This window comes from Pseudomonas sp. SDI (assembly GCF_003105155.1).
GTDB lineage: Bacteria > Pseudomonadota > Gammaproteobacteria > Pseudomonadales > Pseudomonadaceae > Aquipseudomonas.
The window spans coordinates 10995-35323 of the sequence record NZ_QETK01000025.1; the positions used below are offsets into that span (position 1 = coordinate 10995).

General features: G+C 65.5%; 19 protein-coding genes. 12 read left to right on the forward strand and 7 right to left on the reverse strand.

Annotated elements, in window-relative coordinates; genetic code table 11:
* The first annotated feature begins 277 nt into the window (after positions 1 to 277).
* The 4 genes from xdhA to guaD are packed head-to-tail and all read left to right on the forward strand — an operon-like array spanning position 278 to position 6320.
* Positions 278 to 1732 carry a xanthine dehydrogenase small subunit gene (gene xdhA / locus DCO48_RS16755; protein ID WP_116551732.1) on the forward strand — a complete coding sequence of 485 codons (1455 nt, stop codon included), beginning with the start codon at positions 278 to 280 and terminating at the stop codon, positions 1730 to 1732.
* On the forward strand, positions 1725 to 4124 hold the full coding sequence (gene xdhB, locus DCO48_RS16760) for a xanthine dehydrogenase molybdopterin binding subunit (RefSeq protein ID WP_116551733.1): 2400 nt from the start codon (positions 1725 to 1727) through the stop codon (positions 4122 to 4124). Before xdhA ends, xdhB begins: the two co-directional genes overlap by 8 nt.
* 35 nt (positions 4125 to 4159) lie before the next feature.
* Positions 4160 to 5005 carry a xanthine dehydrogenase accessory protein XdhC gene (gene xdhC / locus DCO48_RS16765; RefSeq protein ID WP_116551734.1) on the forward strand — a complete coding sequence of 282 codons (846 nt, stop codon included), beginning with the start codon at positions 4160 to 4162 and terminating at the stop codon, positions 5003 to 5005.
* 10 nt (positions 5006 to 5015) lie between these two features.
* Positions 5016 to 6320 (forward strand): guanine deaminase, encoded by a 1305-nt coding sequence (gene guaD, locus DCO48_RS16770; RefSeq protein WP_116551735.1) that lies wholly within the window; start codon positions 5016 to 5018, stop codon positions 6318 to 6320.
* On the opposite strand, the gene aqpZ is transcribed toward guaD, so the two are convergent.
* Both aqpZ and DCO48_RS16780 read right to left on the reverse strand, forming a co-directional pair.
* Positions 6317 to 7015, reverse strand: a complete 699-nt coding sequence (gene aqpZ / locus DCO48_RS16775; RefSeq protein ID WP_116551736.1) for an aquaporin Z — start codon at positions 7013 to 7015, stop codon at positions 6317 to 6319. The two genes, guaD and aqpZ, sit on opposite strands and share 4 nt — an antisense overlap.
* 188 nt (positions 7016 to 7203) lie before the next feature.
* Positions 7204 to 7968: a GntR family transcriptional regulator gene (locus tag DCO48_RS16780; RefSeq protein WP_116551737.1), complete on the reverse strand. Its 765-nt coding sequence runs from the start codon at positions 7966 to 7968 to the stop codon at positions 7204 to 7206.
* Between the two features lie 357 nt (positions 7969 to 8325).
* On the opposite strand from DCO48_RS16780, the gene DCO48_RS16785 reads away from it, so the two are divergent.
* Together DCO48_RS16785 and DCO48_RS16790 are read left to right on the forward strand one after the other, a co-directional pair.
* Positions 8326 to 9675: an NCS2 family permease gene (locus DCO48_RS16785; RefSeq protein ID WP_116551738.1), complete on the forward strand. Its 1350-nt coding sequence runs from the start codon at positions 8326 to 8328 to the stop codon at positions 9673 to 9675.
* Between the two features lie 187 nt (positions 9676 to 9862).
* On the forward strand, positions 9863 to 10882 hold the full coding sequence (locus DCO48_RS16790; RefSeq protein WP_116551739.1) for an RHS repeat-associated core domain-containing protein: 1020 nt from the start codon (positions 9863 to 9865) through the stop codon (positions 10880 to 10882).
* A gap of 15 nt (positions 10883 to 10897) precedes the next feature.
* Here the strand turns inward: DCO48_RS16790 and DCO48_RS16795 are convergent, their stop codons facing one another.
* The 5 genes from DCO48_RS16795 to DCO48_RS16815 all read right to left on the reverse strand — a co-directional run bounded on the left by DCO48_RS16795 (position 10898) and on the right by DCO48_RS16815 (position 17153).
* The gene (locus tag DCO48_RS16795; protein ID WP_116551740.1) at positions 10898 to 12427 is read right to left on the reverse strand and encodes a DHA2 family efflux MFS transporter permease subunit; all 1530 of its coding nucleotides are present in this window, start codon (positions 12425 to 12427) and stop codon (positions 10898 to 10900) included.
* Positions 12424 to 13626, reverse strand: coding sequence for an HlyD family efflux transporter periplasmic adaptor subunit (locus tag DCO48_RS16800; RefSeq protein ID WP_116551741.1), 1203 nt, complete (start codon positions 13624 to 13626; stop codon positions 12424 to 12426). Before DCO48_RS16800 ends, DCO48_RS16795 begins: the two co-directional genes overlap by 4 nt.
* 17 nt (positions 13627 to 13643) lie before the next feature.
* Positions 13644 to 15122 carry an efflux transporter outer membrane subunit gene (locus DCO48_RS16805; protein WP_116551742.1) on the reverse strand — a complete coding sequence of 493 codons (1479 nt, stop codon included), beginning with the start codon at positions 15120 to 15122 and terminating at the stop codon, positions 13644 to 13646.
* Entirely contained in the window at positions 15119 to 15592 is a 474-nt protein-coding gene (locus DCO48_RS16810) for a MarR family winged helix-turn-helix transcriptional regulator (protein WP_116551743.1), read from the reverse strand. Before DCO48_RS16810 ends, DCO48_RS16805 begins: the two co-directional genes overlap by 4 nt.
* A gap of 109 nt (positions 15593 to 15701) precedes the next feature.
* On the reverse strand, positions 15702 to 17153 hold the full coding sequence (locus tag DCO48_RS16815; protein WP_116551744.1) for a DUF2235 domain-containing protein: 1452 nt from the start codon (positions 17151 to 17153) through the stop codon (positions 15702 to 15704).
* 229 nt (positions 17154 to 17382) lie between these two features.
* Here DCO48_RS16815 and DCO48_RS16820 point away from each other — a divergent pair, with 229 nt between their 5' ends.
* Genes DCO48_RS16820 through DCO48_RS16845 form a run of 6 tightly spaced genes read left to right on the forward strand, consistent with a single transcriptional unit; the run spans position 17383 to position 24187 of the window.
* Positions 17383 to 18342: a MoxR family ATPase gene (locus tag DCO48_RS16820; RefSeq protein ID WP_116551745.1), complete on the forward strand. Its 960-nt coding sequence runs from the start codon at positions 17383 to 17385 to the stop codon at positions 18340 to 18342.
* Positions 18343 to 18345: 3 nt separating this feature from the next.
* Positions 18346 to 19290: a DUF58 domain-containing protein gene (locus tag DCO48_RS16825; RefSeq protein ID WP_116551746.1), complete on the forward strand. Its 945-nt coding sequence runs from the start codon at positions 18346 to 18348 to the stop codon at positions 19288 to 19290.
* Positions 19287 to 19781, forward strand: a complete 495-nt coding sequence (locus tag DCO48_RS16830; protein WP_116551747.1) for a DUF4381 domain-containing protein — start codon at positions 19287 to 19289, stop codon at positions 19779 to 19781. Before DCO48_RS16825 ends, DCO48_RS16830 begins: the two co-directional genes overlap by 4 nt.
* Positions 19774 to 20850, forward strand: a complete 1077-nt coding sequence (locus tag DCO48_RS16835; RefSeq protein ID WP_116551748.1) for a VWA domain-containing protein — start codon at positions 19774 to 19776, stop codon at positions 20848 to 20850. The genes DCO48_RS16830 and DCO48_RS16835 overlap by 8 nt, the downstream gene beginning before the upstream one ends.
* Positions 20847 to 22565: a VWA domain-containing protein gene (locus DCO48_RS16840; protein ID WP_116551749.1), complete on the forward strand. Its 1719-nt coding sequence runs from the start codon at positions 20847 to 20849 to the stop codon at positions 22563 to 22565. The genes DCO48_RS16835 and DCO48_RS16840 overlap by 4 nt, the downstream gene beginning before the upstream one ends.
* Positions 22562 to 24187 carry a BatD family protein gene (locus DCO48_RS16845; protein WP_116551750.1) on the forward strand — a complete coding sequence of 542 codons (1626 nt, stop codon included), beginning with the start codon at positions 22562 to 22564 and terminating at the stop codon, positions 24185 to 24187. Before DCO48_RS16840 ends, DCO48_RS16845 begins: the two co-directional genes overlap by 4 nt.
* Positions 24188 to 24329: the final 142 nt, after the last annotated feature.

The following is a 24329-nucleotide window of genomic DNA, read 5'->3' on the forward strand; positions in this document are numbered from 1 at the left end:
TTCCTTCAAAATCATTGAACTGTGCACAAGCGCGGATTGTAGCGCACTTGCCCGGCCCTCGCGCAGGGGCAGCAGCGCAGAAGTTGGCACGAATGCCGCAAAACATTCGCCTGCCGCCAGGGGTTCTATGCTCAAGGGACAGGTTGGCGAAAGGCGCTAGTGCTTGCACGCGCAAAAACTTGACCTTTAAGTCAGAAAACAATTGACCGAAAAGTCAGGGCTGAATAAAGTCAGTGCCAGTCCGCTCAACAACAATAATTCGCTTGTGAGGCCTTCCGTGATCCAGTTTCTATTTAACCAGGAGCTGCGCAGTGAGCATGCCCTGGATCCCAATCTGACGGTGCTTGAGTACCTGCGCGAGCATCTGGGTAAATCCGGCACCAAGGAAGGCTGCGCCAGCGGCGATTGCGGTGCCTGCACAGTGGTGGTTGGCGAGCTTCAGATCGATGCCAGCGGCGCCGAGCATCTGCGCTACCGCAGTCTCAACGCGTGCCTGACCTTCGTTTCCTCGCTGCATGGCAAACAGCTGATCAGCGTCGAAGGGCTCAAGCACGAAGGCAAGCTGCACAGCGTGCAACAGGCAATGGCCGACTGCCACGGCTCGCAGTGCGGCTTCTGTACGCCGGGCTTCGTCATGTCGCTGTTTGCCCTGCAAAAGAACAGCGATGCACCGGACCTGCACAAGGCCCAGGAAGCCCTGGCCGGCAATCTCTGCCGCTGCACCGGCTACCGGCCGATTCTGGATGCCGCCAAGCAGGCCTGCTGCCAGGCCCAGCCGGACCAGTTCGACAGCGCCGCAGCGCAGACTATCGCCCGCCTCAAGGCCATCGCGCCGAAAGAAACCGGTGAACTCAACAGTGGCGACAAGCGCTGCCTGGTGCCGCTGACCGTCGCCGACCTGGCCGACCTCTACGGCTCGCACCCGGAAGCCCGCCTGCTCGCCGGCGGTACCGACCTGGCACTGGAAGTGACCCAGTTCCACAAAACCCTGCCGGTGATGATCTATGTCGGCAACGTCGCCGAACTCAAGCGCGTCGAGCACAGCGCCACGCACATCGAGATCGGCGCGGCTACCCCGCTCACCGACTGCTACGAGGCGCTGAGCAGCGAGTACCCGGACTTCGGCGAACTGCTGCACCGCTTCGCCTCGTTGCAAATCCGCAACCAGGGCACCCTGGGCGGCAACATCGGCAACGCCTCGCCGATTGGCGACTCGCCGCCCCTGCTGATCGCGCTCGGTGCGCAGATTGTTCTGCGCAAGGGCGAAAACACGCGCACGCTGAACCTGGAAGACTATTTCATCGACTACCGGATCACCGCGCGCCAGGAAAGCGAGTTCATCGAGAAGATCATCGTGCCACGCGCCAGCGCCGAATGGACGTTCCGCGCCTACAAGGTGTCCAAGCGCCTGGACGACGATATCTCCGCAGTCTGCGCCGCGTTCAACCTGCAACTGGACAACGGCATCGTCAGCGACGCGCGCTTGGCCTTTGGCGGTATGGCGGCGATCCCGAAACGGGCCCGCGCCTGCGAAGCCGCGCTACGCGGCAAGCCCTGGAACCAGGCCGCCATCGAGCGCGCCTGCCAGGCCCTGGCCGAGGACTTCACGCCGCTCTCGGACTTCCGCGCCAGCAAGGAATACCGCCTGCTCGGTGCGCAGAACCTGCTGCGCAAATACTTCATCGAACTGCAAACGCCGCACATCGAAACCCGGGTGACCGCTTATGTCTAACCATCATCACGTCGCCAAGAGCCAGGCGGAACTGGCCGCGCTGTTCAGCCAGGACCTGACCACCGGGGTCGGCCGCAGCATCAAGCACGACAGCGCCGACAAGCAGGTCGCCGGCGAAGCCACCTACATCGACGACCGCCTCGAATACCCGAACCAGTTGCACGTCTATGCGCGGATGTCCGACCGCGCCCACGCGCGCATCCTGAGCATCGACACCCGCCCGTGCTACGCCATCGATGGCGTGCGCCTGGTGATCACCCATGAAGACATTCCCGGCCTGAAAGACATCGGCCCGGTGATGCCCGGCGACCCGCTGCTGGCCATCGACGTGGTCGAGTTCGTCGGCCAGCCGGTGCTCGCCGTCGCTGCCCGCGACCTCGATACCGCGCGTCGCGCAGCGATGGCCGCGATCATTGAATACGAGGACCTGGAGCCGGTGCTGGACGTGGTCCAGGCACTGCGCAAGAAGCACTTCGTGCTCGACACCCACACGCACAAGCGCGGCGACTCGAACCGCGCCCTGGCCAGCGCTCCGCACCGCGTGCAGGGCACCCTGCACATCGGTGGCCAGGAACACTTCTACCTGGAAACCCAGATTTCCTCGGTGATGCCCACCGAAGACGGCGGGATGATCGTCTACTGCTCCACGCAGAACCCGACCGAAGTGCAGAAGCTGGTGGCCGAAGTGCTCGACGTACCGATGCACAAGATCGTCGTCGACATGCGCCGCATGGGCGGCGGTTTCGGCGGCAAGGAAACCCAGGCAGCCAGCCCGGCCTGCCTCTGCGCGGTGATTGCACGGATCACCGGCCAGCCGACCAAGATGCGCCTGCCGCGCGTCGAAGACATGCTGATGACCGGCAAGCGTCACCCGTTCTATGTCGAGTATGACGTCGGCTTCGACGACAACGGCCGCCTGCACGGAATCAACCTCGACCTGGCCGGGAACTGTGGCTACTCGCCGGACCTCTCGGCGTCCATCGTCGACCGGGCCATGTTCCACTCCGACAACGCCTATTACCTGGGCGATGCCACGGTCAACGGTTTCCGCTGCAAGACCAACACCGCGTCGAACACCGCCTACCGTGGCTTCGGCGGCCCGCAGGGGATGGTCGCCATCGAGGAAGTGATGGACCGCATCGCCCGCCATCTGGTACTCGACCCGCTGGCGGTGCGCAAGGCCAACTACTACGGCAAGACCGAGCGCAACATCACCCACTACTACCAGACCGTCGAGCACAACATGCTTGAGGAAATGACCGCCGAGCTCGAAGCCAGCGCCGACTACCAGCAGCGCCGCGAATCGATCCGGCGCTTCAACGCCAACAGCCCGATCCTGAAAAAGGGCCTGGCGCTGACCCCGGTGAAGTTCGGCATCTCGTTCACCGCAACCTTCCTCAACCAGGCCGGCGCACTGGTGCACATCTACACCGACGGCAGTATCCACCTCAACCACGGCGGCACCGAGATGGGCCAGGGCCTGAACACCAAGGTGGCGCAGGTGGTGGCCGAGGTGTTCCAGGTGGATGTCGGGCGCATCCAGATCACCGCGACCAACACCGACAAGGTGCCGAACACCTCGCCGACGGCGGCCTCCAGCGGCGCCGACCTGAACGGCAAGGCGGCGCAGAACGCCGCGCAGATCATCAAGCAGCGCCTGGTCGAGTTTGCCGCACGACACTACAAGGTGACCGAGGAAGACGTCGAGTTCCGCAACGGCCATGTGCGCGTGCGTGACGAGATCCTCACCTTCGAAACCCTGATCCAGCAGGCGTACTTCGGCCAGGTATCGCTGTCGAGTACCGGCTTCTACCGCACGCCGAAGATCTTCTACGACCGCAGCCAGGCGCGCGGCCGGCCGTTCTATTACTACGCCTTCGGCGCGGCCTGCGCCGAGGTGATCGTCGACACCCTGACCGGCGAGTACAAGATGCTGCGCACCGACATCCTGCATGACGTCGGTGCCTCGCTGAACCCGGCCATCGACATCGGCCAGGTGGAAGGCGGCTACATCCAGGGCATGGGCTGGCTGACCACCGAGGAACTGGTGTGGAACGCCAAGGGCAAACTGATGACCAATGGCCCGGCCAGCTACAAGATCCCGGCGGTGGCCGACATGCCACTCGACCTGCGGGTGAAGCTGGTGGAAAACCGCAAGAACCCGGAAGACACGGTGTTCCACTCCAAGGCGGTCGGCGAGCCACCGTTCATGCTTGGGATCGCGCCGTGGTGTGCCCTGAAGGACGCCGTGGCGAGCCTGGCCGACTACAGCGTGCAACCGCTGATCGACGCCCCGGCGACGCCGGAGCGGGTGCTCTGGGGTTGCGAGCAAATGCGCAAGGTGGTGGCGGCCCGCGCGGCGGCCGCCGAGGTTGAGACAGTGACGCCGTGATGAGGCCAGCCCAGAGCCAAAAAGGTAACTGACTTATGCACACCTGGATCAACGCCCTCGCCGACCTGCACGACCGCGGCGAACCCTGCGTACTGGTGACCATCATCGAAGAGCGCGGCTCGACCCCGCGCAATGCCGGTTCGAAAATGGTCGTCAGTGCCAGCCAACTGTTCGACACCATCGGTGGCGGCCACCTGGAATACAAGGCCATGCACATCGCCCGGCAGATGCTCAGCGAAGGCCGCCAGAACACTCACCTGGAGCGCTTCAGCCTGGGCGCCAGCCTCGGCCAGTGCTGCGGCGGCGCCACCGTGCTGCTGTTCGAACCGATGGGCGGCGTGCAGGCGCAGATCGCCGTGTTCGGCGCAGGCCATGTCGGCCGCGCTCTGGTACCCTTGCTCGCCGCGTTGCCCTGCCGGGTGCGCTGGATCGATTCCCGCGAGCAGGAATTCCCTGCGGTGATTCCCGCCGGGGTCAGCAAGATCGTCAGCGAAGAACCGGTCGACGAGGTCGACGACCTGCCCCCGGGCAGCTACTGCATCGTCATGACCCACAATCATCAGTTGGACCTGGAACTGACCGCCGCCCTGCTCAAACGTAACGATTTCACCTGGTTCGGCCTGATCGGCTCGAAGACCAAACGGGTCAAGTTCGAGCACCGCCTGCTCGAACGCGGGTTTACCGCCGAGCAGTTGCAACGCCTGCGCTGCCCGATGGGTATCGCCGAGGTGAAAGGCAAGCTGCCGATCGAGATCGCCGTGTCCATCGCCGGCGAAATCATCGCCACCTACAACGCCAGCTTTGGCCAGCACAACCCGGCCGCCAATGCTGAACCCATTGCCCAATTGCTGCCGCCGTCACGGCGCAGCCAAGCCATTTGACGAGAGCCTTATGAGCGCAACCCGCAAAGCCTACCGTGCCGCCCTCCTGCACAGCGTCGCCGACCCCGCCGAAGTCGGCGTGGAAGCGTCCTACGCGTATTTCGAAGACGGCCTGCTGATCGTCGACAACGGCAAGATCAGCGCCATCGGCCATGCCGCCGAGCTGCTGCCGAGCCTGCCGGCCGACATCGAAGTGGTCCACTACCAGGACGCGCTGATCACCCCGGGCTTCATCGACACGCACATCCATTTCCCACAGACCGGGATGATCGGCTCCTACGGCGAACAACTGCTGGACTGGCTGAACACCTACACCTTCCCCTGCGAAAAACAGTTCGCCGACAAGGCCCACGCCGACAAGGTGGCGAAGATTTTCGTCGAGGAACTGCTGCGCAATGGCACCACCACCGCGCTGGTGTTCGGCAGCGTGCACCCAGCGTCGGTCAACGCCTTCTTTGAAGAAGCCGAACGCCTCGACCTGCGGATGATCGCCGGCAAGGTGATGATGGACCGCAACGCTCCCGACTACCTCACCGACAGCGCCGAATCCAGCTACGTCGAGAGCAAGGCGCTGATCCAGCGCTGGCATGGCAAGGGTCGCCTGCACTACGCGGTCACCCCGCGCTTCGCGCCGACCAGCACCCCGGCGCAACTGGCCCTCGCCGGCCAGCTGCTGAAGGAGTTCCCTGCGCTGTACCTGCACACCCACCTAAGCGAGAACCTCAAGGAAATCGAATGGGTGAAGGCGCTGTTCCCGGAGCGCAGCGGCTACCTGGACGTGTACGACCACTTCGAACTGCTCGGCGAGCGCTCGGTGTTCGCCCACGGCGTGCACCTGTGCGACGCCGAGTGCAAGCGCCTGAGCGAGACCGGTTCGGCGGTGGCGTTCTGCCCGACCTCGAACCTGTTCCTCGGCAGCGGCCTGTTCAACCTGCCGCAGGCCGAACAGTTCAAGGTCAAGGTTGGCCTGGGTACCGACGTGGGTGCCGGCACCAGTTTCTCGCTGCTCAACACGCTGAACGAAGCCTATAAAGTGATGCAACTGCAAGGCGCGCGCCTGAGCCCGTTCAAGTCGCTGTACCTGGCCACCCTGGGCGGCGCTCGCGCGTTGAGCCTGGAAGACCGCATCGGCACCCTGCAGGCAGGCACCGATGCCGACTTCATCGTCCTCGACTACAAGGCGACGCCGTTGCTCGACTACCGCATCCAGCAGTCGAACAGCATCGAGGAGACGCTGTTCGTGCTGACCACCCTGGGCGACGACCGTACCATTCGCGAAACCTACGCCGCCGGGCGTTGCGTGCACCAGCGCTAAGGTTCGCGGAACAGTCCACGGTAGAGCGTGCCGCCGATCACCGCCCCGATCAGCGGCGCCACCCAGAACAACCACAGCTGTTGCAGCGCCCAGCCGCCGACGAACAAGGCCGGCCCGGTGCTGCGTGCTGGGTTGACCGAGGTGTTGGTGACCGGGATCGAGATCAGGTGAATCAGCGTCAGCGCCAGGCCGATGGCGATGGGCGCAAAGCCAGCCGGGGCACGGGTATCGGTGGCGCCCATGATGACCAGGATGAACATCGCGGTCATCACCACTTCACTGGCAAAGCCGGCTGCCAGCGAGTAGCCGCCCGGGGAGTGTTCGGCGTAGCCGTTGGAGGCCAGGCCGGCGGACAGCTCGAAGCCGGCCTTGCCACTGGCGATGAAATAGATCACTGCCGCACCGAGGATCGCCCCGACGACCTGGGCGAGGATGTAGGGCACCAGCTCTTTGGCCGGGAAGCGCCCGCCGGCGACCAGCCCGACGGAAACCGCGGGGTTGAGGTGACAACCGGAGATGTGCCCGATGGCGAACGCCATGGTCAGGACCGTGAGGCCGAAGGCCATGGCCACCCCGACCAGTCCGATACCGCTCGGGAATGACGCGGCGAGCACCGCGCTACCACAACCGCCCACTACCAACCAGAAGGTGCCGATCAGTTCTGCACCCATGCGTTTGCCCAGTGGCATCGACATTTGTCCATCCTCAAAGAAGTTGATGTACGCCGCAAAGCGCAAGCCCAACTGCTTTGATGAGGTTTGCAAATGTGAATCTAGCAGAGGTTGGAAGGAGTGCCAGTGGCACCCCGAAAGCATCGCGGGACGAGCCCGCGCCCACAAGAGCGCGGGAGCGGGCTCGTCCCGCGATTGATGTCGGCGCGAACTCAGCCCTTGATCGAAACCGGCCCACGCTTCTTGGTTTGCAGCAGGTGCGAGAACACCGCGTGCAGATCGTCCGAAGCGCTTTCCTCGTCGAGGTTGAGCTTGCTGTCGATATGATCCATGTGATGCATCATCAGGCTCACCGCCTGCTCGGCATCGCGCGCCTCGATGGCGTCGATCAGTTGCATGTGCTCGTCGTACGAGCAGTGCGAGCGGTTGCCGCTCTCGTACTGGGCAATGATCAACGAGGTCTGCGACACCAGGCTGCGCTGGAAGCTGATCAACGGCGCGTTACCCGCCGCCTCGGCCAGCTTCAGGTGAAATTCGCCGGAGAGCCGGATACCGGCGCCGCGATCACCACGCGAGAAGCTGTCGCGCTCTTCGCGAACCATCTGGCGCAGTTCGTTCAGCTGTTCCAGGGTAGCGTGCTGCACCGCCAACTCGGTAATGGCCCGTTCGACCATACGCCGCGAGAAGAACACCTGACGCGCCTCCTCGACCGTGGGGCTGGCCACCACGGCGCCGCGGTTCGGTCGCAGCAGCACCACGCTTTCGTGGGCCAGCCGCGACAGCGCGCGACGAATGATGGTGCGGCTGACGCCAAAGATCTCGCCCAACGCTTCCTCACTCAACTTGGTACCCGGCGCGAGACGTTGTTCGAGGATCGCCTCGAAAATATGCGCGTAGACGATGTCGTCCTGGGTGCCACTACGGCCGGCCTTGCCAGCACGCGTGGGCTTCTTGAGAGGTTGCAGCTGTTCGTTCATGGGCACTCGAGCACGGAGATCCACCTATCGGACCTTGACTGTAATACCAGCCAGTGGGGCGAAGGCAAGTCCTGGATAGAAAATTAGATGAATAAGGTATGGGCGCATTGTACACAGGCGAAGCGATTTCTGCAGTGGATGATGGCCTTTATAGCGCAGTCGACAAATATTGTGTGTTCAGCAGCAAAAACATTATTTGCATTCTTTGTATACAAACGCATAATCCACCCGTGCAACTTCCTGACTCCACGGTCAACAAACGGAATCGGTCAGCTGCCAACCACTCTCTCCAGGGCCCCCTAGTGCGTGCGCAGGCTATGGCCCTGAACAATAAGAAAGACTTGAGGAGTACACGCTGTGGAAAGCCGCAAATCCGACGCCCCTACGCTGGATCTTGCTCCCCCGCTCGAAACGAGCTGGCTGGAGCGGATTTTCAAACTCAAGCTACATGGCACGACCGTCAAGACCGAGCTGATCGCGGGTCTGACCACGTTCATCACGATGGCCTACATCATCTTCGTCAACCCCAACATCATGGCCGATGCCGGCATCGATCACGGTGCGGCCTTCGTCGCCACCTGTATCGCCGCGGCACTCGGCTGCCTGCTGATGGGGCTGTACGCCAACTGGCCAGTGGGCCTGGCCCCGGGCATGGGCCTGAACGCCTTCTTCACCTACACCGTGGTCGGCACCATGGGCTACACCTGGGAGGCCGCGCTGGGTGCGGTGTTCGTCTCCGGGGTGTTGTTCATGTTCCTCACCCTGTCCCGCGTGCGCGAATGGCTGCTCAACAGCATCCCGGTCAGCCTGCGCCACGCCATGGGCGCCGGCGTCGGATTGTTCCTCGGGCTGATCGGTCTTAAAACCGCGGGTATCGTCGTCGCCAGCCCGGCCACCCTGATCAAACTGGGCTCACTGCATGAGCCTGGCCCGCTGCTGGCGGCGATCTGCTTCCTGATGATTGCGGTGCTCAGCTACCACCGCGTCTTCGGTGCAATCCTGATCAGCATCATCAGCGTGACGCTTGCCGGCTGGGGCCTGGGGCTGGTCGAGTACGGCGGCGTGTTCTCACTGCCGCCAAGCCTGGCGCCGACCTGGATGGCGATGGACGTGGCCGGGGTATTCAACGTGAGCATGATCGCCGTGGTCCTGGCATTCCTCTTCGTGCACATGTTCGACACCGCCGGCACCTTGATGGGTGTGGCACAACGGGCCAACCTGGTAAATGCCGACGGGCGTATCGAGAACCTCTCGCGCGCACTCAAGGCCGACAGTGCCTCCAGTGTGTTCGGCGCCGTGGTGGGGGTACCGCCGGTGACCAGCTACGTGGAAAGTGCTGCCGGGGTAGCCGCCGGTGGCCGTACCGGCCTGACCGCCGTGGTCGTCGGCCTGCTGTTCGTCGCGGCGATGTTCTTCGCCCCGCTGGCGGGCATGATCCCGGCCTACGCCACCGCCGGTGCGCTGATCTACGTGGCCATGCTGATGATGGGCAGCATGGCGCACATCAACTGGGATGAAGCCACCGACAGCATCCCGGCGATCATTACCGCGATCATGATGCCGCTGACCTTCTCGGTTGCCGACGGTATCGCCCTGGGCTTTATCACCTACGTGGTGCTCAAGGCCGGCACGGGGCGCTACAAAGAGATCTCGGCCAGCCTGTGGGTGCTCTGCGCAATCTTTGTTGCCAAGTTTGTGTTCCTCTGACAAACCGACACCGAACGCCTCAAGCCATGGACGTACTGCGCTTCCCGTCGGGGAACGGCATTGCGTCCGTGGCCGGGGCAGGCGTTGATGCGGACCTGTCATTTTTGCCAGTAGCCCGACTTTTTAGCCGAATATACGCTCCAGTCACTTAACAGAAAGTTTACTTTCCTGCCAAAGAGTGACCGAAATGCCTTCAGAAAGATCGATTCCATCCGCGCTAACTAGCTACCTCTACGATCCGCTTGACCGCCTCCTCGGCAGCGCCATCATGCAACGCTTTTACCAGAACGCCTTCCTGATTACCGCGCTGCAAGGCAACCGCGCCGTCTCGTTCCTGCGCCATCAGTCTCAACCCCTGGCACAACACGGCCAATCCAGCACACTACTGGCAACCGACCAGCAGTGCAGCGTGCTGGGCACGACGATGACTAACCCGTACGTAAGCTACGGCCCCTACGGCCACCGAGCGAAACGCGACGACAGTCTGCTCGGTTTCAATGGCGAACTGCCCGACAAGGTCAGCGGGCATTACCCGCTGGGCAACGGCCACCGTTGGTTCAGCCCGGTACTTATGCGCTTCAACAGCCCGGACCGCATGAGCCCGTTCGACAAAGGCGGGATCAACGCCTACTGCTACTGCCTGGGTGACCCGATCAATCGGCACGACCCTAGCGGCAAGGTTCCATCCTTTTTCAAGAAAATCCTCGAAAGCGCACTGAGCCTGGCAGATCAAGCCGGCAAAAACCTCCCCCCTAGCCCGACGTGGACACTGGGTTACGACAAGCAATTCTTCGCTGAAGCCTTGAAAATCGCGAAGACCTCGGCACTCCGCAAAGCCGGTAGGGTGATGCCAAGCCAGATAACCGATAGCCCGCTATACCGGTTCGGCGTAGGCAACGTGAACAATCCCGCGCCGTTTACCAGAAAGGTGAACTCGGTGGTATTAAACAAGGAGAGTCACGGCATGCCGCCGCTACCCAACCAGATGGATGACATCTATATAGCTCATGCAACTGCGGCCAACGCCGGGGAGATCTCCAGCACCACTGCCCACGTGTCGATGGCCGTTGTCTGGCACCGACAGAGCGGGCCGGACAGCGTCGTTGCCACGGGGTTTCATGTGGTAGCCGCCGCTGCCGCCGGGGTCGAAGACCACTGGGGCTACAAGACCGGCAAGATCCTCCGCGAGATCCGGAAAGATCCGTGATCGCGGCGTCGCCCCTCAATGCCCCGCCGACGCCGGCCCGGCTTTCGCCGCAAACGGCGGCTTGGCAAACCACACCAGCAGAATCAACCCAGCAAAAATCCAGCCCATGAGGGTGAAGTAGTCCACCGTCGACATCATGTAGGCCTGGCTGCCGAGCATCCGCTCCAGTTGCGTATACGCCTGCGGGCTGGCCCCGCCCAACTGGTTCAGCGCTTCACGCGTGGCCGGCTCGAAGGTACTGATGTGCTCGCTCAGGTAGGCATGATGCTGATCGGCCCGACGAATCCAGATCCAGGTGGTCAGCGACGCGGCAAAACTACCACCCAGGGTCCGCAGGAAGGTCGCCAACCCGGAACCGTCGGCAATCTGCTGGGGCGGCAAGTCCGACAGCAGGATGCTCAGGGTCGGCATGAAGAACAGCGCCACGCCGATACCCATGAACAGTTGCACCAGGGCGATGTGCTGGAAGTCCACCTCGTTGGTGAAGCCGGCGCGCATGAAGCAACTGGTGCCGATGGCCAGAAACGCCAGGCCGGCCAGCACCCGCAGGTCGAACCTGTGCGCGTACTTGCCCACAAATGGCGACATCAACACCGGTAGCAAGCCGATCGGTGCCACGGCCAGACCGGCCCAGGTGGCCGTGTAGCCCATCTGCGTCTGCAACCACTGCGGCAGGATCAGGTTGATGCCGAAGAAACCGGCATAGCCGCCCACCAGCACCAGGGTGCCGATGCGGAAGTTGCGGTACGCGAACAGCCGCAGGTTCACCACCGGGTGCTTGTCGGTCAGTTCCCAGATGATGAAAATCGCCAGGAACACCACGGAAATCAGGCTACCGATAACGATGAAATTCGACTCGAACCAGTCCAGGTCGTTGCCCTTGTCGAGCACGATCTGCAAGGCGCCGACCCCGACGATCAAGGTCAGCAGGCCGACATAGTCCATCGGCTGGCGGCTGGTGCTCACCGGCCGGCGCTTCATCTGCTGGCGCACCACGGCGGCGGCGAACAGACCGATCGGCACGTTGATGAAGAAGATCCACGGCCAGCTGTAGCTGTCGGTGATCCAGCCGCCGAGAATCGGCCCGGCAATCGGTGCCACCACCGTGACCATCGCCAGCAGCGCCAGCGCCATGCCCCGCTTCGCCGGCGGGTAGACCGCAATCAGCAAGGTCTGGGTCATCGGGTACAACGGCCCGGCGACCACCCCCTGCAACACTCGAAAACCGACCAGTTCCGGCATCGACTGGGCAATCCCGCAGAGGAACGAGGCCAGCACGAACAGCAGCGTTGCCCAGATGAACAGCTTGACCTCACCGAAACGCCGGCTCAGCCAGCCGGTCAATGGCAAGGCAATCGCGTTGCTCACCGCAAACGAGGTGATCACCCAGGTGCCCTGCTCCGAACTCACCCCGAGGTTGCCGGAAATGGTCGGCAGCGCAACGTTGGCAATGGTGGTGTCGAGCACCTGCATGAACGTCGCCAGCGACAGGCCGATGGTGGTCAGCAGCAGGCTCGGCGGCGTAAATGAGGCGTTGTTGCTCATCGCTGCGCCGTCTTGCCGGACGTGGCGCTGTTGTCGTGGATCAGGCGGGCGATCAGGCGGTCGGCTTCAACCAGCTGGCGGTCGAACACCTGAGTGGCGAACGAGGCCTTCTGCGCTGGCTGTTGGGCCAGCACCGGGCCGCTCTGGTCGTGCAGGTCGACGTCGACCTGGGTCGACAGGCCGATCCGCAGCGGGTGCTGTTGCAGCTGTTCGGGGTTGATATGAATGCGCACCGGCACCCGCTGGACGATCTTGATCCAGTTGCCGGTGGCGTTCTGCGCCGGCAACAGGGCGAAGGCACTACCGGTACCGGCGCCGAGGCTGTCGATGGTGCCGCTGTACTTCACGTCGCTGCCGTACAGGTCGGCGACGATGTCTACCGGCTGGCCGATGCGCATGTTGCGCAGCTGGGTTTCCTTGAAATTGGCGTCGATCCACAGCTGATCCAGCGGGATCACGGCCATGGTCGCGGTGCCCGGCTGCAGGCGCTGGCCGAGCTGCACGGTACGCTTGGCCACGTAGCCAGTCACCGGCGCCACCAGCGTGCTGCGGGCATTGTTCAGGTAGGCCTGGCGCAGCTCGGCCGCTGCGGCCTGCACGTCAGGGTGCGACGAGACCACGGTGTCGTCGACCAGCGCGGTGGTGCTGTTCAGTTGCTGACGGGCGTTGCTCAGGGCGCTTTGCGCGGTGCTCAAATCGTCACGCGCATGCGACAGTTCTTCCTGCGAGATCGCCCCGCCGGCCGCCAGGGTTTTACGCCGGTTGAAGTTTTCCTGGGCTTTTTGCAGCTCGGCCTGGCGCGCCGCCACCTGGGCTTTCTGCCCATCGACGTTGCTGTACAGCCCGCGCACCTGACGCACCGCGCGAGCCAGCTTGGCCTCGGCGGCCTGCAGGCCGACCTCGGCGTCGCTCGGGTCGAACTCGACCAGGGTCTGCCCGGCCTGCACCAGGTCGCCGTCATCGGCACCGATGCTGATCACCGTGCCGCTGATCAGCGGGGTGATTTCCACCACGTTGCCGTTCACGTAGGCGTCATCGGTGCTTTCGCTCCAGCGCCCGTACAGCGCGTGCCAGGCCCATACGCCGGCGCCGAACAACAGCACCAGGATAAGCAGGACGAACAGCCAGGTCTTGCGCTTGCGCTGGTTGGAGAGGTCCTGCTCGCTAGCAGCAGTGTCCGGGGAAGTGGCAGTGGCCATGACAAATACCTTGGCGTTTATTGATTACGGGAGGCCGGCGGCACTGCCGCGGTCTGCGGGTCGCTGTGCGGGTCGGCCTGGAAGCCACCGCCCAGCGCTTGCATCAGTTGGATCGACAGGTCGATCCGTTCGGCGTTCAGTTCGGCCAGCTGGCGCTGGGCTTGCAACAGCTGTTGCTCGACGCTCAGCACATCGAGGTAGTTGCCGATACCGGCGCCATAGCGCTGCGCCACAGTGTCGTAGGACTGCTGGGCGATGTCGGTGGCGTGCTGTTTGGCAGCAACCTGCGCCCCCAGCGCATGCAACTGGTCGATGCTGTCGCTGACTTCGCCCAAGGCGCGCACCAGGCTCTTGTTGTACTGGGCCACGGCCAGGTCGTAGTCGGCGTCGCGGGCATCGAGGTCGGCACGCAGGCGGCCGCCATCGAAGATCGGCAGCGATACCGTCGGCGCCACATTGAAGAAGCGGCTTGGCGCGCCGAAGATCGCGTCGCCCAGCAAGGCCTGGGTGCCGGCGGCGATGCTCAGGTTCAGGTTGGGGTAGAACTGGGTCTTGCCGGCGTCGATCGATTTGCTCGCCGCCTCGACCCGCCAGCGCGCGGCCACCAGGTCCGGGCGGCGGCCCAGCAGTTCGGCGGGAAGCACCGAGGGCAGCGCCACGGCAGCGGGCGTGAGGACATTCGGCCGGCCGAGCTGCTCGCCACGGTCGGGGCCCTTGCCGAGCAACACGGCCAGCGCAACGCGGGCGCTGCGCAGTTGCTTCTGGGCATTGATCGCCTGCTCTTCGGCGCTGGCAGCCAGGCTTTCGGTCTGCTGGTACTGGTACTCGCTGTCGATCCCCGAAGCCAGGCGGCGCTGACCCAGCTCAAGCATCTGCCGGGTGCGTTTGAGGTCGTCCTGGGCCAGGTCGGCAACAATGTAGGCCTGACCCAGCTGGCTGTAGGCGCGGGCAACGTCGGCGGCCAGGGTCAGGCGCGCGGCCTGCTGGTCGACCTCGGCGGCGCGAGCCTGGCCGAGGGCGGCTTCCCAGGCGTCACGCTGGCCGCCCCAGAGGTCGAAGGTGTAGTTGAAGGTGGCCTCGACCGTGCGCAAGGTGGAATAGGCACCGCCCTCCCCCCGTGGGTCCTGATCGCGGGCCAGGCGCGAGCGGCTGATCCCGGCGCTGGCGTCCAGGCTCGGCATCCGTGCCGCATCGGCGGCATAGGCAGCGGCACTGGCTTGGTGCGCACGGGCGCTGGCGATCTGCATGTCCGGGCTGTCGCGCAGGGCCTCGGCGATCAGGCGGTCCAGTTGCGGGTCGCCGAGGTTGCGCCACCAGTCGCGACGCGGCCAGGCGGCCGCCGACAGGGTCACGCCCTTGAGCGTCTGCCCAGCCTTGAGCTCGGCAGCATCGAGGCGCAGGCCTTCCGGCAGCAGGCCGCGGTAGTTGGCACACCCGGCCAGGGTCAGCGCCAGCACGATCAGGCTGAAGCCGGTTCGCAGCGGGTTCAGGTTCATTTCGCACCTACGCGCAGCGCGGTCAGGCTGTCGCCCGCAGCCAGCAACACCTTGGTCAGGATCTGCTCCAGGGTGGCCAGCTCGCCCGGTTCGAGCACGCCGACCACTTCGTTCATCGCGGCGGCACCGATGTGCGGCAACTGGTCGGCGAGCTTCTGCCCTTCTTCGGTCAGCGCCAGGCGTACCTGGCGGCGGTCGTCCGGGCAACGCTGACGGAGGATCAACTGTTTCTGCTCCAGGCGGTCGAGCATCCGCGTCATCGAACCACTGTCCAGCGCCAGGTAGCGGCACAGCTCGGCCGGAGTGTCGACGCCATACTGGGCGTTGATGATCAGCACCTTGAACTGCGCGGCGGTCACGCCGAACGCTTGCAGGTGCGTATCGAGAATGCGGTCTTTGACCAGTGCAGCACGCCCCAGGAGCATGCCGATGGTGCAGGTCTGGAAGTTTTCCGGGGTGAAATGCTGCATGGCGGAGTTACCTGCTTAGGCAGTGGTTTACAAAATGTTACTGCCTAAGCAGATAATGTCAAACAATTAATTAGCTTGCTTTCTATTAAGGTGATGGACGGGTCGCGCTTCAGGCATTGCCATGCACCGTGCGCCGAGCGGCCGCCGGGCGATGCAGAAACACCGCATCGAGCACGCTCTCGGCAGCCTTGCCGGGCTCGCCCCAATGCGCCGAACAATGCACGTAGCGGCTGTAGAGCAACTGCTGCTCGGCCGGGTCGAGGTCGAGCGTCGTGGCCTGGCCGAGCGCGAAGGCCTGAAGTTTTGCCGCAATGCCGTGTAGTTCGGCGGGCAATGCCAGTGCCTCGATGCCGTCGACGGCGGCGAACGGCACCTCGAAGCGCAGCGCCCAGGCGTGCATGATGCGCAGGTATACCCGCGATAACGCCCCTGCGACCGTGCGCGTGCTCTGCACGGCGGCGAACACGCGCTTTCTCGGCTGAATGTCTTCCAGTCGATTGAACGGCAACGGCTCGCTCCAGTAACACAGTTGCGGCACCAGCCCGCGGGCGCGCCAGGCGGCGCCCTGGTGTTCGAGCAACTGCTGCACGCGCTGACTGGCCGGGGCTTGCGAATCGTCCAGCAACAGGCTGACCTGGCAACTGTCGGGCCGACTGAGCAGGACCCGCTCGTGCACCTGTGGCCCATAACCGCCGCCGAGGTCGGCGTGCGCGCCGGGCAGCAGGATGTCGTCATCGGTGCCAGTCAGGGCAAAGTTTTCCCGCAGCTCGTCGGCGGCCACCAGCTGAATCACCTGTCGCGCCGCGCCGCTGGCCAGGGCCAGTTGCAGGCCGCCGTAGCGATCATTGCCGGCGCTGAAATTGCCCACCAGCGGCGCGACGATGGCCACCACGGTGTCGAACAGGCCGATGAAATTCAACTGCACATCGATGCCGCAGCGCCAGCCGAAGTGTGCCGCCAGGTCCGGCGAGCCGCTCGGCAGCCGACGCGCCAACAGGCTGTCGGCGCCCTTGCGCAGGTCGTTGGCGAAATGCCGGGCCTCGGCGGCGCCCCGACTGAAGCCGAACAGGTCGAAGACCATCCGCGCCACACGCAGCTCAGGATTGTTGCGGCGCAACTGGGCAAGCTTGCCCAGCACCGCCGCAGGTGTCTGCTCGATCCGCGCCATCACCCCGGTGCGCCAGCGGCCGGTGCCCTGGGCGTAGCGCGAGTCGAGCGCGCCAGCCGTGGTGCCGACGCCTTCGATATACACCGCCAGCGCCGCCTCGGTCTGCCCCGGCGCCAACACCTCCGCAGCCTGGTCGCGGTACAGCGCATACAGGTGGGCAATGTTCGACAGTTCGTTGCCGTAGCTGTCGCTCGGCAGCACCCCGCCTTCGGCAAAACCCTGCGCCCGGCACGCGACCTGGGCAGCAGCGGCCAGTTCCGCGCCCGCCGCCCAGGCCCGACACGCGGCGGCCTGCAGGCTGTTGTCGCGGTTGTTGCCGGTGCCATCGAAAAAGATCCCGATCCGCAGGGTGATCGCCCGCCCCTGCTGCGGATTGCTTGCATTCGTGCTCATGCGCCTACCTCTCGATTGAAGAGAGGTAGTTAAGGGAGCCCGGCCACGCGCCCATAAGCAGACATGTCGCCAGCGCGCGCAAGGTTTTTCAGCAGCAGGTCGCGGCAATTTCGCCAAGAAATTTACACCGCGCCGTTAGTCGGCAGAGGCCCGGATGGATTAAAGTATCAGCCCCTGCCCGGCGGCTTTTTTGCAGTACCGTCGGGCGCCATTCCAGGAACCGTCGACGATGGAACATCGTGAAGCGCTGATCGCGCTGCGCACCTTTCTTTCAACCCAGATCCTTGGCCAGGAAAAACTGGTCGAGCGCTTGCTGATCGTACTCCTGGCCGACGGCCACATGCTGGTAGAAGGCGCGCCGGGCCTGGCCAAGACCAAGGCGATCAAGGAACTGGCCGAAGGTGTCGAAGCACAGTTCCACCGTATCCAGTTCACCCCCGACCTGCTCCCGGCCGATATCACCGGCACCGAGATCTACCGCCCGGAAACCGGCAGCTTCGTGTTCCAGCAAGGGCCGATCTTCCACAACCTGGTGCTGGCCGACGAAATCAACCGTGCGCCGGCCAAGGTTCAGTCGGCGCTGCTCGAAGCCATGGCCGAGCGCCAGGTCAGCGTCGGCCGCAGCACCTACGAGCTGTCGCCGTTGTTCCTGGTCATGGCCACGCAGAACCCGATCGAACAGGAAGGCACCTACCCGCTGCCCGAAGCGCAGCTCGACCGCTTCCTGATGCACGTGAAAATCGGCTTCCCGGACGCCGCCGTCGAGCGACGCATCCTGCAGCAGGCCCGGGGCGAAGCGCTCAACGGCGAAACCAAGCCGGAACGCCGGGTCAGTCAGCAGGCCATCTTTGCTGCGCGCAAGGAGATCCTTGGCCTGTACATGGCCGACGCGGTGGAGGAATACCTGGTGCAACTGGTCATGGCCACGCGCAACGGCAGCAAGTACGATGCCGAGCTCGGCGACTGGATCGCCTACGGCGCCAGCCCGCGCGGCTCGATTGCCCTCGACCGCTGCGCGCGGGCCCACGCCTGGCTGGCCGGGCGCGACTTCGTCAGCCCGGAAGACATCCAGGCGGTGCTGTTCGACGTACTGCGTCACCGCATCATCCTTTCGTTCGAGGCCGAAGCGGCCGGTATCGACCAGGACCGGGTGATCCAGCGCATCCTCGACGTCGTTGCCGTGGCCTGATCGATGCCCGAACACCTGTTGGCCGCCCCCGGCATCCGCATCAGCCTCGCCGAGCTGATCGAGATGCGTCATCGCGTGCGCGAAGTGCAGCTGTTTTCTGCCCCCGGCCAGCGCAGCCCGCTGGTCGGCCTGCACCATTCGCGGCTGCGTGGCCGTGGCGTCGACTTCGACCAGGTGCGCGTCTACCAGGCCGGCGACGATGTGCGCAACATCGACTGGCGGGTCACCGCACGCACCCAGGAGCCGCACACCAAGCTGTTCCATGAAGAGCGCGAGCGGCCGATCTTCATCCTCGTCGAGCAGAGCCGACGGCTGTTCTTCGGCTCCGGGCTGATGTTCAAATCGGTGCTCGCCGCCCAGGCGGCAGCATTGATCGGCTGGGCCGCGCTCGGCCACAACGACCGCATCGGCGGGCTGGTCTTCGGCGACAACGAACACCACGAAATCAAACCCCGGCGCAGCAAGCAGAGCCTGCTGCAACTGCTCAATCGCCTGGCGCGGGTCAACCAGTCGCTGCACACCGAGGCCCAGCCGCAGGGCGACAACCTCGGCATGGCCCTGCGCCGTGCACGCGAGGTGCTGCGCCCAGGCAGCCTGGCCATCGTGATCTGCGACGAGCGGGCGCTGAACCCCAGCGTCGAACAGCAACTGGGCCTGCTCTCGCGGCATTGCGACCTGCTGTTGCTGCCGCTGTCCGACCCGCTCGACCATGCCCTGCCCGCCGCCGGCCTGCTGCGCTTCGCCCAGCGCGGCGCACAGCTGGAACTCGACACCCTCGATGCGAGCCTGCGCCAGAGCTACCGCGCGCAAGCCGAGGCACGCCTCGAACGCTGGGAACTGCTGGCGCAAAAACTGCGCGTGGTGCTGATGCCGCTGAGCACCCAGAGCGAAATGACCGAACAGCTGCGTGAGTACCTCGACCCGCAACGCGCGGGGAAACGCCGATGAGCCCGCTGGAACAGCTGCAACCATTGATCGCCCCGGCGCCGGTCGGGCTGTGGCCGCCCGCACCGGGCTGGTGGCTGCTGCTGGCGTTGCTGCCGCTGCTCGGCTGGGGCGCCTGGCGCCTGCGCCACTGGCGACCGCGGCAGGCGCCGCTGCCGCGCGCCGAACAACCGCTGGAGCCGATCCGCATCGAAGCCCTGGCCGAACTGGCGCGCCTGCCCAAGCCCTACGACGGCGCCCCGGCCGGTGCCTGGCTGCAGCAGATCAACGCGCTGCTCAAGCGCCTGTGCCGCAACCATTACCCGGATAGCCAGAGCCACACCCTCAATGGCCGCCAATGGCTGGCCTTCCTCGATAACCGCTGCCCGGCCGCCGGGCTGACGCGCTGGATGGTGCTGGTAGAAGGCGCCTACAAGCCCGAGTGCCGGCTCGACGACAAGGCCATCGCCGGACTCAACCAGGCGGTCGACACCTGGATTCGCAAACATGTTTGAACTGGCCTGGCCGTGGGTCTTTGCCCTGTTGCCGCTGCCGTGGCTGGCGCGCCTGCTGCTGCCGCCAGCCGACAGCGGCGAGCCGGTACTCAAGGTGAGCTTCCTCGACGAACTCGAAGGCCTGGCCGGGCGCCGCGCCCGTCTCAACCTGCCGACCTGGCGCCAGCAGGCGCCGTTCGTGCTGGTCTGGGTGCTGCTGCTGTGCGCCGCCGCGCGTCCGCAATGGCTCGGCGAGCCGCTGCCGGTGGCCGCCAGCGGGCGCGACCTGCTGGTGGCGGTGGACGTGTCCGGCTCGATGGACTTCCCCGACATGAGCTGGCAGGGCGAAGAGGTCAGCCGCCTGAGCCTGGTCAAGGCGCTGCTCGGCGACTTTTTGCAGGCGCGTGAAGGCGACCGCGTCGGCCTGATCCTGTTTGGCAGCCAGGCCTTCCTGCAAGCCCCGCTGACCTTCGACCGACGCACCGTGCGCACGTTCCTCGACGAAGCGCAGATCGGCATCGCCGGCAAGAACACCGCCATCGGCGACGCCATCGGCCTGGCGGTAAAACGCCTGCGCATGCGCCCGGCGCAAAGCCGCGTGCTGATCCTGGTCACCGACGGCGCCAACAACGGCGGGCAGATCCACCCGCTGACCGCGGCGCGCCTGGCGGCCCAGGAGAACATCCGTATCTACACCATCGGCATCGGTGCCGACCCGGACCAGAACGGCAGCGCCGGCCTGCTCGGGTTGAACCCGAGCCTGGACCTCGACGAAGCCTCACTCAAGGAAATCGCCGAGCTGACCCATGGCGAGTATTTCCGCGCCCACGACGGCAACGAGCTGAGCGCCATCGGCGCTACCCTCGACCGCCTCGAACCGGTCGAGCAGCAACCCACCCAGGCGCGCACCGCGCAAGCGCTGTATGCCTGGCCGCTGGCCCTGGCGCTGCTGTTCAGCGTACTGCTGGTGGTGCGCGAGCGCTGGCCGGACAACCTGCTACAACGTCTGCTCAGGCGGCCGCACTTCCTCCAGCCTCACCCGGAATGGCGCGAGCGGCTCAAGCGCCTGCGCCTGCGGAGACGCCGATGATCGAGCTCTGGCCGCAATGGCTGCGTCCCGCCTGGCTGCTGCTGGTCCCGCTGCTCGGCTGGCTGCTGTGGAAGCTCTGGCACCGGCAGAAACGCGCCGGGCGCTGGCAGATGATCCTGCCGCCAGCGTTCCACGCCGTGCTCCTCGGTGGCGGTAATGGCCGCGACAGCAAGCTGCCGTGGATCGCCCTCGGCCTGGCCTGGCTGCTGACCCTGCTGGCCCTGGTCGGGCCCAGCTGGCAACGCCTGGAAGACAGCCACCAGCGCCCGGCCGACCCACTGGTGATCATGCTGGAGCTGACCCCCTCGATGCTCGCCGCCGACAGCCCGCCAAACCGCCTGGAACAAGCCCGACGGAAGATCCTCGACCTGCTCGAACACCGCCGCGACAGCCAGACCGCGATCATCGTCTACGCCGGCAGCGCGCACACGCTGGTGCCGCTGTCCGACGACCTCGCCACCAGCCGCAACCTGCTCGAAGCGCTCGACCCGACAATCATGCCGCAGGCCGGCCAGCGCGCCGACCTCGCCGTGCGCAAGGCCCTGGCCCTGCTCGCTCAGGGCGGCCTGGGCCAGGGCCGTCTGCTGCTGATTGGCTCGTCGCTGAGCGAGCAGGAGCGCGAAGGCATCGTCCAGGCCCTCGGCCGACAAGGCCCGAGCCTGCTGATGCTCGGCGTCGGCACGGCCGACGGCGCGCCGGTGCAGCAGGCCAACGGCGAGCTGATCAAGGACGCCGACGGCGCGATCCTGCTGCCGCGCCTCGACAGCCCCGGGCTCAAGGCGTTTATCGGCAGCACCGGCGGGCGCTACCGGCATGCCCGCATCGACGACCTCGACCTGCGTGGCCTGGGCCTGTTCGACAGCCTGCACAGCCTGCGCGCCGAGGGCCAGACGGTGAAACTCGACAGCTGGGCCGACCAGGGTTACTGGCTGCTGTTGCCACTGCTGTTGCTGGCCGCCTGTGCCGGCCGGCGTGGCTGGCTGTTCTGTCTGCCGCTGTTGCTGTGCCTGCCGCAGCCGAGCTATGCCTTCGACTTCGACGACCTCTGGCTGCGCCCCGACCAGCAAGGCCAGCGCCTGCTCGAACAGCAGCGCCCGGCCGATGCTGCGAAGCACTTCAAGGACCCGCAATGGAAAGGCCTGGCGCTGTATGAGGCCGGCGACTATGCCGGCGCCGCCCGCCAGTTCGCCCAGGGCAACAGCGCCGCCGCCCACTACAATCGCGGTAATGCACTGGCCCGCAGCGGCGAGCTGGAAGCCGCGCTGGACGCCTACGAGCAAGCGCTGGAGCGCCAGCCGGAGCTGGCGGCGGCGCTGACCAACCGGGCCCTGGTCGAACAGCTGCTGCGCCAGCAGGACGCCGCCCCCGAGGCCGAGCCGGATCCCGGCAACGAGCCCGAGCAACCGTCCAGCCAAAGCCTGCCGACCGACAGCGCCAGCAACGGCCAGGCGTCCAGCAGCAGCGAGGGCGACAGCGAACAGCCGAGCGCGACCAGCGCACAACAGGACAACGCCAACCCGGACCCGAGCCGGCCGCCCAGCCAGGCCGACGACGAAACCACCCGGCCGCCACCACGGCCGACCGCCAGCAGCCTCGACGCCGAACAGCGCCAGGCCCTGGAGCAATGGCTGCGGCAAATCCCCGACAACCCGGCGGAGCTGCTGCGGCGTAAATTCTGGTACGAACAGCAACAGCATCAGGAAACCCGTCGATGAGTCGCGTCTGCGCCCTCGTTTTCAGCCTTTTACTCGCCCTGCAGGTGCAGGCCGCGAGCCTGCACGCCAGCGTCGACCGCGCCCGCCTCACGGCCGGGGAAACCCTGGAGCTGACCCTGGAGAGCGGCGACGTGACCCAGTTCGGCAAGCCCGACCTGGCGCCCTTGCAAGGCCAGTTCGAGGTCCGTGGCACCCGCCAGGTCAACAGCCTGACCTCGCTCGACGGGCAGAACGAAGCCACCACCCGCTGGATCGTCACCCTGCTGCCGCGGCAGAGCGGCAGCCTGGAAATTCCCGCCCTGCAACTGGGCGAAGCGCGCAGCGAGCCGCTGCAGTTGCAGGTGCTGCCGGCCGAAACCAGCAGCGCGACCAACCTGGCCCCGGTGTTCATCGAAGCCAGCCTCGACGACAGCAGCGTGTACGTGCAGGCCCAGGCCGTGCTGACCTTGCGCATCTACCATTCGGTGTCGCTGTACGACGACAGCAACCTCAGCCCGCTGCAGCTGACCGAGGCCAAGGTCGAGCCGCTAGGCGAGTCGCGCACCTACGAGAAAGCGCTCAATGGCGTGCGCCATGGGGTGATCGAGATGCGCTATGCTATCTACCCGCAGCAAAGCGGCGAGCTGAGCATTCCGGCGCTGGCCTTCAGCGCCACCACGGTCGACCGCGAGGCCGAAGCGGCCAGCGGCACCGTGCGTAGCGGCAAGCAGGTGCGGGTCAGCTCCGCGCCCCTGACCTTGCAGGTGAAAGGCCGCCCGGCCGACTACCCGGCCGACCAGCCGTGGCTGCCGGCGCGCAGCCTGAGCCTGGAGGAGCATTGGAGCCCGGACCCGGCGCAGGTGCCGACGCAGATCGGCGATTCGCTGACCCGTAGCGTCGTGCTCAAGGCCGAGGGCTTGTCCAGCGCGCAACTGCCGAGCCTGCCGGGCACCGAAGTGGTCGGTTTGCGGCGCTACCCGGACCAGCCGCAGTTGCGCAACCAGATCAACGACCGGGGCCTGCTAGGCAGCCGCGAGGAGCGCGAAGCACTGGTGCCCACGCACAGCGGCGTGCTGGAGCTGCCGAGCCTGGAGGTGGTCTGGTGGAACACCCGCGAGGATCACCTGGAACACAGCAGTTTGCCGGCGCGCCGCCTGCAGGTGCAGGACAATCCTGCATTGACCGCCGACGCGCCGGCCAATACCGGCGCCGTGGAGCAGCGCCCGCTGTGGCCGTGGCAGTTGAGTACGCTGCTGCTGGCCTTGACCACCCTGGCCGGGTTTGCCCTGTGGTGGCGGGCGCGCTCGCAGCCGGCAGTGCTGCGTGCGGCGCAGGCCGGGCCGAGCCCACGGACCCTGCTCGACGACCTCAAGCGGGCGTGCCTGGCCAATGACCCGCAGGCCACCCGTCAGGCACTGGACGCCTGGGCGCGGCAACAGCCGGAAACCCTGGCCGACATGGCGGCGCGTTTTGTGCCGTTGTCGGATGCACTGGATGGCCTGAACGGCGCGCTGTACAGCGAGACCGGGCAGTACTGGCAGGGCGAGGACCTGTGGCGGGCCATCGGCACCATCCCGGCGGCCGAGCTGGGGCAACTGGCGACCGGGGAAAACGGCAGCTTGCCGCCGCTCTATCCGAAATAGCGCCGGGCCCTAGCGCGGGACGAGTCGGGTCGCCGCATCGCCGCTCCCACAGTGAACCGCGTGGTGGCTGGCTTTTGTGGGAGCAGGCTCGTCCCGCGATGAAGCACCCACACCTTCCGCTACGGGTTACCATACTCGGCCT

Excerpts from the sequence above, each read along its gene's own strand:
- xdhB (WP_116551733.1), top strand. The coding sequence starts at position 1,725 with ATGTCTAACCATCATCACGTCGCCAAGAGCCAGGCGGAACTGGCCGCG.
- xdhC (WP_116551734.1), top strand. The coding sequence starts at position 4,160 with ATGCACACCTGGATCAACGCCCTCGCCGACCTGCACGACCGCGGCGAA.
- guaD (WP_116551735.1), top strand. The coding sequence starts at position 5,016 with ATGAGCGCAACCCGCAAAGCCTACCGTGCCGCCCTCCTGCACAGCGTC.
- aqpZ (WP_116551736.1), bottom strand. The coding sequence starts at position 7,015 with ATGTCGATGCCACTGGGCAAACGCATGGGTGCAGAACTGATCGGCACC.
- DCO48_RS16780 (WP_116551737.1), bottom strand. The coding sequence starts at position 7,968 with ATGAACGAACAGCTGCAACCTCTCAAGAAGCCCACGCGTGCTGGCAAG.
- DCO48_RS16790 (WP_116551739.1), top strand. The coding sequence starts at position 9,863 with ATGCCTTCAGAAAGATCGATTCCATCCGCGCTAACTAGCTACCTCTAC.
- DCO48_RS16795 (WP_116551740.1), bottom strand. The coding sequence starts at position 12,427 with ATGAGCAACAACGCCTCATTTACGCCGCCGAGCCTGCTGCTGACCACC.
- DCO48_RS16800 (WP_116551741.1), bottom strand. The coding sequence starts at position 13,626 with ATGGCCACTGCCACTTCCCCGGACACTGCTGCTAGCGAGCAGGACCTC.
- DCO48_RS16805 (WP_116551742.1), bottom strand. The coding sequence starts at position 15,122 with ATGAACCTGAACCCGCTGCGAACCGGCTTCAGCCTGATCGTGCTGGCG.
- DCO48_RS16810 (WP_116551743.1), bottom strand. The coding sequence starts at position 15,592 with ATGCAGCATTTCACCCCGGAAAACTTCCAGACCTGCACCATCGGCATG.
- DCO48_RS16815 (WP_116551744.1), bottom strand. The coding sequence starts at position 17,153 with ATGAGCACGAATGCAAGCAATCCGCAGCAGGGGCGGGCGATCACCCTG.
- DCO48_RS16820 (WP_116551745.1), top strand. The coding sequence starts at position 17,383 with ATGGAACATCGTGAAGCGCTGATCGCGCTGCGCACCTTTCTTTCAACC.
- DCO48_RS16825 (WP_116551746.1), top strand. The coding sequence starts at position 18,346 with ATGCCCGAACACCTGTTGGCCGCCCCCGGCATCCGCATCAGCCTCGCC.
- DCO48_RS16830 (WP_116551747.1), top strand. The coding sequence starts at position 19,287 with ATGAGCCCGCTGGAACAGCTGCAACCATTGATCGCCCCGGCGCCGGTC.
- DCO48_RS16835 (WP_116551748.1), top strand. The coding sequence starts at position 19,774 with ATGTTTGAACTGGCCTGGCCGTGGGTCTTTGCCCTGTTGCCGCTGCCG.
- DCO48_RS16840 (WP_116551749.1), top strand. The coding sequence starts at position 20,847 with ATGATCGAGCTCTGGCCGCAATGGCTGCGTCCCGCCTGGCTGCTGCTG.
- DCO48_RS16845 (WP_116551750.1), top strand. The coding sequence starts at position 22,562 with ATGAGTCGCGTCTGCGCCCTCGTTTTCAGCCTTTTACTCGCCCTGCAG.